The 12878-nt window shown below is 42.4% G+C and carries 12 protein-coding genes and 1 pseudogene; all 13 read left to right on the top strand.

Annotation, left to right across the window (positions count from 1 at the left end; all coding sequences use genetic code 11):
* Positions 1-27 precede the first annotated feature (27 nt).
* Entirely contained in the window at positions 28-1185 is a 1158-nt protein-coding gene (locus tag RWP09_RS00325; protein ID WP_314432785.1) for a class I SAM-dependent RNA methyltransferase, read from the top strand.
* A gap of 12 nt (positions 1186-1197) precedes the next feature.
* Complete coding sequence (locus RWP09_RS00320) at positions 1198-2568, top strand: cell division site-positioning protein MapZ family protein (RefSeq protein ID WP_314432784.1); 1371 nt, start codon at positions 1198-1200, stop codon at positions 2566-2568.
* Positions 2569-2643: 75 nt separating this feature from the next.
* Complete coding sequence (gndA, locus tag RWP09_RS00315; RefSeq protein WP_314432783.1) at positions 2644-4068, top strand: NADP-dependent phosphogluconate dehydrogenase; 1425 nt, start codon at positions 2644-2646, stop codon at positions 4066-4068.
* An 11-nt stretch (positions 4069-4079) separates the two neighbouring features.
* Complete coding sequence (locus RWP09_RS00310; RefSeq protein WP_314432782.1) at positions 4080-4769, top strand: response regulator transcription factor; 690 nt, start codon at positions 4080-4082, stop codon at positions 4767-4769.
* Positions 4770-4865: 96 nt separating this feature from the next.
* Positions 4866-5807 carry an N-acetylmuramoyl-L-alanine amidase family protein gene (locus RWP09_RS00305; protein WP_314432781.1) on the top strand — a complete coding sequence of 314 codons (942 nt, stop codon included), beginning with the start codon at positions 4866-4868 and terminating at the stop codon, positions 5805-5807.
* A gap of 121 nt (positions 5808-5928) precedes the next feature.
* The gene (gene mvk, locus RWP09_RS00300; protein ID WP_314432780.1) at positions 5929-6807 is read left to right on the top strand and encodes a mevalonate kinase; all 879 of its coding nucleotides are present in this window, start codon (positions 5929-5931) and stop codon (positions 6805-6807) included.
* On the top strand, positions 6789-7742 hold the full coding sequence (gene mvaD / locus RWP09_RS00295) for a diphosphomevalonate decarboxylase (RefSeq protein WP_033689340.1): 954 nt from the start codon (positions 6789-6791) through the stop codon (positions 7740-7742). The genes mvk and mvaD overlap by 19 nt, the downstream gene beginning before the upstream one ends.
* Positions 7729-8736, top strand: coding sequence for a phosphomevalonate kinase (locus tag RWP09_RS00290; RefSeq protein WP_314432779.1), 1008 nt, complete (start codon positions 7729-7731; stop codon positions 8734-8736). Before mvaD ends, RWP09_RS00290 begins: the two co-directional genes overlap by 14 nt.
* Positions 8720-9730, top strand: coding sequence for a type 2 isopentenyl-diphosphate Delta-isomerase (fni, locus tag RWP09_RS00285; protein ID WP_314432778.1), 1011 nt, complete (start codon positions 8720-8722; stop codon positions 9728-9730). Before RWP09_RS00290 ends, fni begins: the two co-directional genes overlap by 17 nt.
* A gap of 76 nt (positions 9731-9806) precedes the next feature.
* Positions 9807-10505, top strand: a complete 699-nt coding sequence (gene liaF / locus RWP09_RS00280; RefSeq protein ID WP_314432777.1) for a cell wall-active antibiotics response protein LiaF — start codon at positions 9807-9809, stop codon at positions 10503-10505.
* Positions 10502-11497, top strand: coding sequence for a sensor histidine kinase (locus tag RWP09_RS00275; protein WP_314432776.1), 996 nt, complete (start codon positions 10502-10504; stop codon positions 11495-11497). The genes liaF and RWP09_RS00275 overlap by 4 nt, the downstream gene beginning before the upstream one ends.
* Positions 11498-11510: 13 nt before the next feature.
* The gene (locus RWP09_RS00270; RefSeq protein WP_314432775.1) at positions 11511-12143 is read left to right on the top strand and encodes a response regulator transcription factor; all 633 of its coding nucleotides are present in this window, start codon (positions 11511-11513) and stop codon (positions 12141-12143) included.
* Positions 12144-12801: pseudogene (locus RWP09_RS00265) on the top strand (DNA alkylation repair protein).
* Positions 12802-12878 lie beyond the last annotated feature (77 nt).

Raw genomic sequence — 12878 nt, 5'->3', positions numbered from 1 at the left:
ATATAGAAAGGTCTTATAAGACTGAAAATGAAAAAAGAATTTAATTTAATCGCTACTGCTGCAGCGGGTCTTGAGGCTGTTGTGGGACGTGAAGTGCGAGAGTTGGGCTACGATTGTCAGGTTGAAAACGGCCGTGTTCGTTTTCAAGGAGATGTGAGAGCCATTATCGAAACCAACCTCTGGCTTCGGGCAGCAGACCGTATCAAGATTATCGTAGGAACGTTCCCAGCTAAGACTTTTGAAGAGCTCTTTCAGGGAGTTTTCGCTCTAGATTGGGAAAATTATTTACCACTTGGAGCTCGATTCCCGATTGCAAAAGCCAAATGTGTTAAATCTAAACTACACAATGAACCCAGTGTTCAGGCTATTTCAAAGAAGGCTGTTGTTAAGAAGTTGCAAAAACACTATGCTCGTCCAGAAGGTGTTCCTCTGATGGAGAATGGTCCTGAGTTTAAGATTGAGGTTTCTATTCTGAAAGATGTAGTAACTGTCATGATTGATACGACAGGCTCCAGTCTCTTTAAACGTGGCTATCGTACCGAAAAGGGTGGTGCTCCTATCAAGGAAAATATGGCGGCAGCCATTTTGCAACTCTCTAACTGGTATCCAGACAAGCCCTTGATTGATCCGACCTGTGGTTCAGGAACTTTCTGTATCGAGGCAGTTATGATTGCTAGAAAGATGGCTCCTGGTCTTCGTCGCTCCTTTGCCTTTGAGGAATGGAACTGGATTAGCGATCGCTTGATTCAAGAAGTTCGCACAGAAGCAGCTAAGAAAGTGGATCGTGAACTGGAACTGGATATCATGGGCTGTGATATCGATGCACGTATGGTGGAGATTGCTAAGGCCAATGCTCAGGCAGCTGGTGTTGCAGGAGATATTACCTTTAAGCAGATGCGAGTGCAGGATTTGCGTTCTGATAAAATCAATGGAGTGATTATCTCCAACCCACCTTATGGTGAACGCTTGTCAGATGATGTAGGGGTTACCAAGCTTTATGCTGAGATGGGTCAAGTATTTGCACCGCTGAAAACGTGGAGTAAGTTTATCCTAACTAGTGATGAAGCCTTTGAGACCAAGTACGGTAGTCAGGCGGATAAGAAACGGAAGTTGTACAACGGAACTTTAAAAGTTGATTTGTATCAATATTTTGGTCAGCGCGTTAAACGTCAGGAAGTAAAGTAGGAAGGAAAACTCATGAGTAAGAAAAGACGGAATCGTCATAATACAGAACATCAAGAAGCGCAATTTGATTTTGATGATGCCAAAGAGCTAACAGTTGGACAAGCTATGCGAAAAAATGAAGAGGTGGAAGCAGGTGTGTTGCCTGAAGATTCTATCTTGGACAAGTATGTGAAACAACATAAAGATGAAATTGAGGCAGATAAGTTTGAAACACGTCAGTTTAGCAAGGATGATTTAGTTGAAAAAGAAGAGGTAGAAGAGATAGAGGAGACTCAGACTCTGGATAATTTGCTTCAAGAGCTTCGTGAGGAAACAGGAGTAACTTCTCCAGCTCCAGAAGATGAATTGAATCAGTTTGATGATTTAGAAGTAACACGAGTTTCAGAAGCTACTCTTGTCGAAGAATTTGAGACGGAAGAGGCTCTCACACGTTCTCGAGTCACAGATAGTGAAGATGGAAAAAGTAAGAAGAAATGGGTGCTTTACGGTATTCTAGCAGCCTTAGTGGTTCTTATCCTTGGAACTGGTTATTATGTTTATCGTCAAGTGGCTCGTTCGACCAAGGAAATCCAGACTTCTCAATCAACTACAAACACGCAGTCAGATGTAGAAGAATTCAATAATTTATATGATGCCTTCTATACAGACAGTAATAAAACTGCTTTGAAGAATAGCCAGTTTGACAAACTGAGCCAACTAAAAACCTTACTTGATAAGCTGGAAGGCAGTCGTGAATATACGCTTGCCAAATCTAAGTATGATAGCCTAGCAACTCAAATCAAGGCCATTCAAGATGTCAATGCTCAATTTGAGAAGCCAGCTATTGTGGATGGTGTCTTGGATACTAATGCTAAAGCTAAATCAGCTGCTAAATTTACAGATATTAAAACTGGAAATACGGAGCTTGATAAAGTTCTAGATAAGGCTATCAGTCTTGGTAAGAGCCAGCAAACAAGCGCTTCAAGCTCAAGTTCTAGTCAAGCAAGTGAAAATACTTCTAGTGAAACAAGTCCAAGTAGTTCAAATGCTGCATCAACTGAAACTAGAAGTACCCGCAGTGAAGTCAATATGGGTGTATCAAGTGCAGGAGTTGCCGTTCAAAGAAGTGCGAGTCGTGTTTCTTATAACCAGTCTGCTATTGATGATAGCAATAATTCTGCCTGGGATTTCGCGGATGGTGTTTTGGAACAAATTTTAGCAACTTCACGCTCACGTGGTTATATTACTGGTAACCAATACATCCTTGAACGTGTCAATATCGTTAATGGCAATGGTTATTATAACCTCTACAAGCCAGATGGAACCTATCTCTTTACCCTTAACTGTAAGACAGGATACTTTGTTGGAAATGGTTCTGGACATGCGGATGCTTTGGACTACTAAGCAGTTGTTACAAAATTCTTTCTTTTCAAAAGTAAAAATGATAAAATAAAACAAATTAAACAAGAGGAGTGTCAAATGACAAAAGCTAACTTTGGTGTTGTTGGTATGGCCGTAATGGGTCGTAACCTTGCCCTTAATATTGAATCTCGTGGTTACACAGTTGCTATTTACAACCGTAGTAAAGAAAAAACTGAAGATGTAATTGCTTGCCATCCTGAAAAGAACTTTGTACCAAGCTATGACGTTAAAAGTTTTGTAAATTCAATCGAAAAACCTCGTCGCATCATGCTCATGGTTCAAGCTGGACCTGGTACAGATGCTACAATTCAAGCCCTCCTTCCACACCTTGACAAGGGTGATATCTTGATCGACGGCGGAAACACTTTCTATAAAGATACAATCCGTCGTAATGAAGAATTGGCAAACTCAGGTATCAACTTTATCGGTACTGGGGTTTCTGGTGGTGAAAAAGGTGCCCTTGAAGGTCCTTCTATCATGCCTGGTGGACAAAAAGAGGCCTACGAATTGGTTGCGGATGTTCTTGAAGAAATCTCAGCTAAAGCACCAGAAGATGGCAAACCATGTGTGACTTACATCGGTCCTGATGGAGCTGGTCACTATGTGAAAATGGTTCACAACGGTATCGAGTACGGTGATATGCAATTGATCGCAGAAAGCTATGACTTGATGCAACACTTGTTAGGTCTTTCTGCAGAAGACATGGCTGAAATCTTTACTGAGTGGAACAAGGGTGAATTGGACAGCTACTTGATTGAAATCACAGCTGATATCTTGAGCCGTAAAGACGATGAAGGCCAAGATGGACCAATCGTAGACTACATCCTTGATGCCGCAGGTAACAAGGGAACTGGTAAATGGACTAGCCAATCATCACTTGACCTTGGTGTGCCATTGTCACTCATCACTGAGTCAGTATTTGCACGTTACATTTCAACTTACAAAGAAGAACGTGTGCATGCTAGCAAGGTTCTTCCAAAACCAGCTGCCTTCAAATTTGAAGGAGACGAGGCTGAGTTGATTGAAAAGATCCGTCAAGCCCTTTACTTCTCAAAAATCATTTCATACGCACAAGGTTTTGCTCAATTGCGTGTAGCTTCTAAAGAAAATAACTGGAACTTGCCATTTGCAGATATCGCATCTATCTGGCGTGATGGCTGTATCATCCGTTCTCGTTTCTTGCAAAAGATTACAGATGCTTACAACCGTGATGCAGACCTTGCTAACCTTCTTTTGGATGAGTACTTCTTGGATGTTACTGCTAAGTATCAACAAGCAGTGCGTGATATCGTAGCTCTTGCTGTTCAAGCTGGTGTGCCAGTGCCAACTTTCTCAGCAGCTATTACTTACTTTGATAGCTACCGTTCAGCTGACCTTCCAGCTAACTTGATCCAAGCGCAACGTGACTACTTTGGTGCCCACACTTACCAACGTAAAGACAAAGAAGGAACATTCCACTACTCTTGGTATGACGAAAAATAAGTAGGTCTGCCATGGGGAAACGGATTTTATTACTTGAGAAAGAACGAAATCTAGCTCATTTTTTAAGTTTGGAACTCCAAAAAGAGCAATACCGAGTTGATCAGGTTGAGGAGGGGCGAAAAGCCCTCTCCATGGCTCTTCAGACAGACTATGACTTGATTTTATTGAATGCTCGTCTGGGGGATATGACAGCCCAGGATTTTGCAGACAAGCTGAGTCGGACTAAGCCAGCCTCAGTCATCATGGTCTTGGACCATCGCGAAGAATTGCAAGATCAGATTGAAACAATCCAACGCTTTGCCGTCTCTTACATTTATAAGCCAGTTATTATTGAGAATCTGGTAGCTCGTATTTCAGCGATTTTCCGAGGTCGGGACTTCATCGACCAACACTGTAGTCAGATGAAGGTTCCAACGTCTTACCGCAATCTGCGTATGGATGTCGAACATCATACCGTTTATCGTGGCGAGGAGATGATTGCTTTGACTCGTCGTGAGTATGACCTCTTGGCTACTCTTATGGGGAGCAAGAAAGTTCTGACTCGTGAGCAGTTGTTGGAAAGTGTCTGGAAGTATGAAAGTGCGACCGAAACCAATATCGTGGATGTCTATATCCGTTATCTACGTAGCAAGCTTGATGTAAAAGGTCAAAAAAGTTACATTAAAACCGTGCGTGGTGTCGGTTACACCATGCAAGAATAGAAAGCAGTTGCAGTTATGTAACTGCTTTTTTTGGGGGTTCTGTATATTGACATACAATTGGATCTTTGCTATAATCAGCTATGGAGGATAGGTCTAATGAAAATAATAAAAAAATTGATGCAAATTGCATTAGCAGTCTTTTTCTTTGGTTTGCTAGCAACAAGTGCAGTATTGGCGGATGATGCTGATTCAGAAGGCTGGCAATTTGTACAAGAAAATGGTAGAACCTACTACAAGAAGGGTGACATCAAAGAAAAGGCCTGGCGAGTGATTGATGGCAAGACCTATTATTTTGATCATGTATCAGGAGAAATGGTTGTCGGCTGGCAATATATCCCGTTTCCATCTAAAGGTAGTACAATTGGTCCTTACCCAAATGGTTTAAGATTAGAATCTATGCCAATGCCACAATGGTATTACTTTAATCAAGATGGGGTACTACAAGAATTTGTTGGTAAGCAAGTTTTAGAGGCAAAAACTGCTACAAATACCAACAAACATCATGGGGAACAATATGATAGTCCAGCAGAGAAACGAGTCTATTATTTTGAAGATCAGCGTAGCTATCATACTTTAAAAACGGGTTGGATTTCTGATGAGGGACACTGGTATTATTTACAAAAGAGTGGTGGCTTCGATGCTCGTATCGACAGTTTAACGGTTGGGGAGCCAGTGCGTGGCTGGAACAATGATAACTCAACTTGGTACTATCTAGATCCAGAAACTGGTATCATGCAAACTGGTTGGAAGCAAATTGGCAATAAGTGGTACTACCTCCGTTCATCAGGAGCTATGACAACTGGCTGGTATCAGGAAGGCTCAACTTGGTACTATTTAGATGCTGAAAATGGCGATATGAAAACAGGCTGGCAATACCTCTATAACAAGTGGTACTATCTCCGTTCATCAGGAGCTATGGTCACTGGTTGGTTCCAGGTCGGTAGTAAATGGTACTACGCTTATAGCTCAGGTGCTTTGGCAGTGAATACCACTGTAGATGGCTATTCTGTCAACTATAATGGCGAATGGGTTCAATAATGAAAGAGGCGATTGTGAAGGAAACAATCGCTTTTTTTGTGAAAATATAATAAAATAGATAAGAAAGAATAAATACTTGTATGATAAATAAGACGGCTTTTTCGTCTAGTAAAAGGAAAAAATGACAAACAAAATTGGTGTCGGTCAGGCACATAGTAAGATTATTTTAATAGGGGAGCATGCGGTCGTTTACGGCTATCCTGCTATTTCCTTGCCTCTTTTGGAGGTGGAGGTGACTTGTAAAGTAGTTCCTGCAGAAAGTCCTTGGCGCCTCTATGAGGAGGATACCTTGTCCATGGCAGTTTATGCTTCTCTGGAGTATTTGAATATCAAAGAAGCCTGCATTCGTTGTGAGATTGATTCGGCTATCCCTGAGAAGCGGGGAATGGGTTCGTCAGCTGCTATCAGCATAGCGGCTATTCGTGCGGTTTTTGACTACTATGAGGCAGAACTGCCTCATGATGTATTAGAAATCTTGGTCAATCGGGCGGAGATGATTGCCCATATGAATCCAAGTGGTTTGGATGCCAAGACCTGTCTCAGTGACCAGCCTATTCGCTTTATTAAGAATGTAGGATTTACAGAGCTTGAGATGAACTTATCCGCCTATTTGGTCATTGCAGATACGGGCGTTTATGGTCATACTCGTGAAGCCATCCAAGTGGTTCAAAGCAAGGGCAAGGATGCCCTACCGTTTTTGCACGCATTGGGAGAATTGACCCAGCAAGCAGAAGAAGCGATTTCACAAAAAGATGCTGAAGGACTGGGACAAATCCTCAGTCAAGCGCATTTACATCTAAAAGAAATTGGTGTCAGTAGCCCTGAGGCAGACTCTTTGGTTGAAACGGCTCTTAGCCAAGGTGCTCTGGGTGCCAAGATGAGCGGTGGTGGGCTAGGAGGCTGTATCATAGCCTTGGCAACCAATTTGACTCAAGCTCAAAAACTAGCAGAAAGATTAGAAGAGAAAGGAGCTGTTCAGACATGGATAGAGAGCCTGTAACAGTACGTTCCTACGCAAATATTGCTATTATCAAATATTGGGGAAAGAAAAAAGAAAAAGAGATGGTTCCTGCTACTAGCAGTATCTCTCTGACTTTGGAAAATATGTACACGGAGACGACTTTGTCATCTCTACCGACGGATGCGACAGCTGATGCCTTCTATATCAATGGTCAGCTACAAAATGAGGCGGAGCATGCTAAGATGAGTAAGATTATTGACCGTTACCGTCCAGATGGTGAGGGCTTTGTTCGTATTGATACACAGAACAATATGCCCACCGCAGCGGGCTTGTCCTCAAGTTCTAGTGGTTTGTCCGCCCTGGTCAAAGCTTGCAATGTTTATTTCAAGCTTGGTTTGGATAGAAGTCAGTTAGCGCAGGAAGCGAAGTTTGCCTCAGGATCTTCCTCTAGGAGTTTTTATGGACCACTCGGTGCTTGGGACAAGGATAGCGGGGAAGTTTACCCTGTAGAGACAGACTTGAAACTAGCTATGATCATGTTGGTGCTAGAGGATAAGAAAAAACCAATCTCTAGCCGTGACGGGATGAAACTTTGTGTGGAAACTTCGACGACCTTTGATGACTGGGTGCGTCAGTCTGAGAAGGATTATCAGGATATGCTGGTTTACCTCAAGGAAAATGACTTTGCCAAGGTTGGGGAGTTAACGGAGAAAAATGCCCTGGCTATGCACGCCACGACCAAAACAGCATCACCAGCCTTTTCTTATCTGACGGATGCAAGCTATGAAGCCATGGACTTTGTCCGCCAGCTTCGTGAGCAAGGAGAATCCTGCTACTTTACTATGGATGCTGGTCCCAATGTCAAAGTCCTCTGTCAAGAGAAAGACTTGGAGTATTTATCAGAAATCTTCGGTCAGCGTTATCGCTTGATTGTGTCAAAAACAAAGGATTTGAGCCAAGATGATTACTGTTAAAACTTGCGGAAAACTCTATTGGGCAGGTGAATATGCTATTTTAGATCCCGGGCAGCTGGCCTTGATAAAGGCTATTCCCATCTATATGAAGGCTGAGATTGCCTTTTCTGAGAGATACTGTATCTACTCAGATATGTTTGATTTCGCAGTGGACTTGACACCAAATCCTGACTACAGTTTGATTCAAGAAACGATTGCTTTAGTGGAAGATTTCCTCGTCGATCGTGGGCAGACCTTGCGACCATTTTCTTTGGAGATTCTAGGAAAAATGGAAAGGGAAGGGAAAAAGTTTGGTCTGGGTTCTAGCGGTAGCGTCGTTGTCTTGGTTATCAAGGCTTTGCTGGCTCTGTATCATCTTTCGATTGATCAGGATCTCTTGTTCAAGCTGGCCAGTGCTGTCTTGCTCAAGCGCGGAGATAATGGTTCTATGGGGGACCTTGCCTGTATTGTGGCAGAGGAATTGGTTCTTTACCAGTCATTTGATCGCCAGAAGGTGGCTACTTGGCTAAAAGAAGAAAACTTGGCGACAGTTTTAGAGCGTGATTGGGGCTTTTCAATTTCACAAGTGAAACCAACTTTAGAATGTGATTTCCTAGTGGGATGGACCAAGGAAGTGGCTGTATCGAGTCACATGGTCCAGCAAATCAAGCAAAATATCAATCAGAATTTTTTAAGCTCCTCAAAAGAAACGGTAGCTGCTTTGGTAGAAGCCTTGGAACAGGGGAAATCAGAAAAAATTATCGAGCAAGTAGAAGTGGCCAGCAAGCTCTTAGAAGGCTTGAGCGCAGATATTTACACACCTTCGCTTAGACAGTTGAAAGAAGCTAGTCAAGATTTGCAGGCTGTTGCCAAGAGTAGCGGCGCTGGTGGTGGTGATTGTGGTATTGCCTTGAGTTTTGATGAGCAATCAACCGAAATCTTAAAAACTCGCTGGGCCGATCTGGGGATTGAGCTCTTATATCAAGAAAGGATAGGACATGATGACAAATCGTAAGGACGAGCATATCCGCTATGCCCTTGAGCAGCAAAGTTCCTATAATAGCTTTGATGAGGTCGAGTTGATTCATTCTTCCTTGCCTCTTTACGATCTAGATGAAATCGATCTTTCGACAGAATTTGCTGGTCGAAAGTGGGACTTTCCTTTCTATATCAATGCCATGACGGGTGGAAGCGATAAGGGAAGAGAAATCAATCAAAAGCTGGCTCAAGTGGCGGAAGTCTGTGAAATTTTGTTTGTGACGGGCTCTTATAGCGCAGCCCTCAAAGATCCAGCAGACGACTCTTTTTCTGTCAAGTCTAGTCATCCCAATCTCCTCCTTGGAACCAATATTGGATTGGACAAGCCTGTTGAGTTCGGTCTTCAGACTGTAGAAGAGATGAATCCTCTTCTCTTGCAAGTGCATGTTAATGTCATGCAGGAATTGCTCATGCCTGAGGGAGAAAGAACGTTTAGAAACTGGCAATCGCATCTAGCAAACTATAACAAGCAAATCCCTGTTCCGATTGTCCTCAAGGAAGTGGGCTTTGGAATGGATGCCAAGACCATCGAAAGAGGATATGAACTGGGTGTTCGAACCTTTGACCTGTCAGGTCGTGGTGGCACCAGCTTTGCTTATATCGAAAACCGTCGCAGTGGTCAACGTGATTACCTCAATCAATGGGGTCAGTCCACCATGCAAGCCCTTCTCAATGCCCAAGAATGGAAAGACAAGGTTCAACTCTTGGTTAGTGGTGGTGTTCGGAATCCGCTGGATATGATTAAGTGTTTAGTTTTTGGCGCCAAGGCTGTAGGACTGTCTCGTACAGTTCTGGAATTGGTTGAAACCTATTCAGTTGAAGAGGTGATTTCCATTATCCAAGGCTGGAAAAACGATTTGCGTTTGATTATGTGTGCTCTTAATTGTGCCACCATAGCAGATTTGCAAAACGTAGACTATCTTCTTTATGGAAAATTAAAAGAAGCAAATGATCAGATGAAAAAGGCGTAACCACCGCCTTTTTTCCATCTTCAGACCGAGGTGACTTTTTTGAATTGTGATAAAATAGAAGGGAGAGGATCAACCTATGAGAAAATTTAAAATCTTTTTATTTATCGAAGTCTGTCTTTTGACAGGAGCTCTGATTTTGATGGTATCAGAGCATTTTTCGCGTTTTCTGCTGATTCTATTCCTCTTTTTGCTTTTGATTCGTTATTACACTGGTAAAGAGGGCAATAATCTTCTTTTAGTGGTTGCAACCATTCTCTTCTTTTTCATTGTCATGCTCAATCCTTTTGTGATTCTAGCTATTTTTGTTGCGGTCATCTATAGCCTCTTTCTTCTTTATCCGATGATGAACCAGGAAAAAGAGCAGACCAATTTGGTTTTTGAAGAGGTGGTAACGGTTAAGAAGGAGAAAAATCGTTGGTTTGGAAATCTCCATCATTTTTCAAGCTACCAGACTTGCCAGTTTGATGATATCAATCTCTTTCGTCTCATGGGTAAGGACACTATTCATCTGGAGAGGGTCATCCTAACCAATCATGACAATGTCATTATTCTCAGAAAGATGGTAGGAACGACCAAAATCATTGTACCTGTAGATGTGGAAGTCAGTCTTAGCGTTAACTGTCTCTATGGTGATTTGACTTTTTTCAACCAGCCCAAGCGAGCCCTCCGCAATGAACACTATCATCAAGAAACAAGAGACTATCTTAAGAGTAACAAGAGTGTCAAGATTTTCTTGACCACTATGATTGGAGATGTGGAGGTGGTCAGAGGATGAAAAAACAAGCCTATGTAATTATTGCCATCACCTCTGTCCTCTTTGTCTTATTTTTCTCCCACAGCTTGTTGGAAATCCTTGACTTTGACTGGTCTATTTTCCTGCATGATGTCGAAAAAACAGAAAAATTTATCTTTTTGTTGTTGGTCTTCAGCATGTCCATGACCTGTCTCTTGGCCCTGTTTTGGAGAGGTGTCGAAGAGCTTTCACTAAGAAAAATGCAGGCCAATCTCAAGCGTTTATTGGCAGGGCAAGAAGTGGTTCAGGTTGCAGATCCAGATTTGGATGCCAGTTTCAAGTCCTTGTCAGGTAAACTTAACCTCTTGACAGAAGCTCTTCAAAAAGCTGAAAATCACAGTCTTGCTCAGGAAGAGGAGATTATAGAGAAGGAACGGAAGCGGATTGCTAGGGATTTGCACGATACAGTCAGTCAGGAGTTGTTTGCGGCTCACATGATTTTGTCAGGTGTCAGTCAGCAGACTTTGAAATTAGATAGAGAAAAGATGCAGACCCAGTTGCAGAGTGTCACAGCTATTTTAGAAACTGCCCAGAAGGATTTGCGAGTCTTGCTCCTGCATTTGCGACCAGTTGAACTGGAGCAGAAGAGTCTGGTTGAAGGAATCCAAATCCTCTTAAAAGAGCTTGAGGACAAGAGTGATCTCAAGGTTGGTTTCAAGCAAAATGTGACGAAATTGCCTAAGAAAATCGAGGAGCATATCTTCCGTATCCTGCAAGAATTGATCAGCAATACCCTCCGCCATGCCCAGGCATCTTGTCTGGATGTCTATCTCTATCAGACGGATTTTGAATTGCAACTGAAGGTGGTGGACAATGGAATTGGTTTCCAGTTGGGGAGTTTATATGACTTGAGTTATGGACTACGCAATATCAAGGAGCGGGTTGAAGATATGGCAGGGACGGTTCAGTTATTGACAGCTCCCAAGCAAGGGTTGGCAGTTGATATCCGTATCCCCCTGCTCGATAAGGAATGATAAAGGAGTAAAGATGAAAATTTTACTAGTAGATGACCACGAAATGGTCCGATTGGGCTTGAAAAGCTACTTTGACCTCCAAGACGATGTAGAAGTTGTGGGTGAGGCGTCCAACGGATCTCAAGGGATTGAGTTGGCATTGGAATTGCGTCCAGATGTCATTGTCATGGATATTGTCATGCCTGAGATGAATGGGATTGATGCGACCTTAGCCATGCTCAAAGAATGGCCTGAAGCCAAGATTTTAATTGTGAGCTCGTACTTGGACAATGAAAAAATCATGCCTGTCTTAGATGCAGGTGCTCGTGGCTATATGCTCAAGACTTCTAGTGCAGACGAACTACTCCATGCCGTCCGTAAGGTGGCTGCTGGCGAGCTGGCTATTGAACAAGAGGTCAGCAAGAAGGTCGAATATCATCGCAATCACATAGAACTACATGAGGACCTGACTGCGCGTGAGCGAGATGTACTTCAACTCATCGCCAAGGGTTATGAAAATCAGCGCATCGCAGATGAACTTTTTATCTCTCTCAAGACGGTCAAGACCCATGTGTCTAACATTCTTGCCAAACTTGAAGTCAGCGATCGTACCCAGGTAGCAGTCTATGCCTTTCAGCACCATTTGGTAGGGCATGAGGAGTTTTAGATAAGTATAACAGATTTACTTATTGAGCTAGAAGCAGCAAAAGATTCAAAAAAGGCAGGACCCATGGAAGCTTATATGCGCCATCAATTTTTCTTCCTAGGTATTGCGGCTCCTGAAAGAAATGCACTCTATAAAAAATACTTTCCAAAAGCGAAAAAAAACAAAGATTATCGACTGGAATTTTGTAGATACTTGCTGGAGAAAGGAGCCTAGAGAATACCAATATGTGGCGGCCAATTATTTGAAAGCAATACAGTCTTATCTAACGGAGAACGATTTACCTAAGCTTGAGCGGTTAGTCATCACAAAATCCTGGTGGGATACCGTAGATATCCTAGATTGAGTAGTAGGGAGTTTGGTGTATGACCACCCTGAACTAGAAGAAATAGTCTTAAAATGGAGACTATCAGATAATATCTGGCTGAGACGTGTCGCTATTGACCACCAGTTGTTAAGAAAAGAGAAGGCCAATGTTCAATTACTGGAAAAGATTCTGCTTCATAATTTGAATCAAACAGAATTCTTTATCAATAAAGCCATTGGCTGGGCTCTGAGAGACTACTCCAAAACGAATCCAGTTTGGGTAGCAGGCTTCATTGAGAAAAACAAGGAAAGAATGGCTGACCTTAGTATCAAAGAAGCAAGCAAGTACCTCTAGCATGATTGAAAAGCGCAGTCATTACTTGAAAAAAGTCGCTCATTTATGTTATAATAGACTGTATTTAAAAAATTTTA

Origin of the sequence: uncultured Streptococcus sp., assembly GCF_963521255.1 — a bacterium.
Taxonomy (GTDB): Bacteria; Bacillota; Bacilli; order Lactobacillales; family Streptococcaceae; genus Streptococcus.
The sequence above is the reverse complement of the archived record's forward strand: the minus strand, read 5'-3'. Positions and strand labels throughout refer to the sequence as shown.

Coding starts and splice junctions, on each gene's coding strand:
- mvk (WP_314432780.1), top strand. CDS start 5,929: ATGACAAACAAAATTGGTGTCGGTCAGGCACATAGTAAGATTATTTTA.
- fni (WP_314432778.1), top strand. CDS start 8,720: ATGATGACAAATCGTAAGGACGAGCATATCCGCTATGCCCTTGAGCAG.
- RWP09_RS00325 (WP_314432785.1), top strand. CDS start 28: ATGAAAAAAGAATTTAATTTAATCGCTACTGCTGCAGCGGGTCTTGAG.
- RWP09_RS00310 (WP_314432782.1), top strand. CDS start 4,080: ATGGGGAAACGGATTTTATTACTTGAGAAAGAACGAAATCTAGCTCAT.
- liaF (WP_314432777.1), top strand. CDS start 9,807: ATGAGAAAATTTAAAATCTTTTTATTTATCGAAGTCTGTCTTTTGACA.
- mvaD (WP_033689340.1), top strand. CDS start 6,789: ATGGATAGAGAGCCTGTAACAGTACGTTCCTACGCAAATATTGCTATT.
- gndA (WP_314432783.1), top strand. CDS start 2,644: ATGACAAAAGCTAACTTTGGTGTTGTTGGTATGGCCGTAATGGGTCGT.
- RWP09_RS00275 (WP_314432776.1), top strand. CDS start 10,502: ATGAAAAAACAAGCCTATGTAATTATTGCCATCACCTCTGTCCTCTTT.
- RWP09_RS00305 (WP_314432781.1), top strand. CDS start 4,866: ATGAAAATAATAAAAAAATTGATGCAAATTGCATTAGCAGTCTTTTTC.
- RWP09_RS00270 (WP_314432775.1), top strand. CDS start 11,511: ATGAAAATTTTACTAGTAGATGACCACGAAATGGTCCGATTGGGCTTG.
- RWP09_RS00320 (WP_314432784.1), top strand. CDS start 1,198: ATGAGTAAGAAAAGACGGAATCGTCATAATACAGAACATCAAGAAGCG.
- RWP09_RS00290 (WP_314432779.1), top strand. CDS start 7,729: ATGATTACTGTTAAAACTTGCGGAAAACTCTATTGGGCAGGTGAATAT.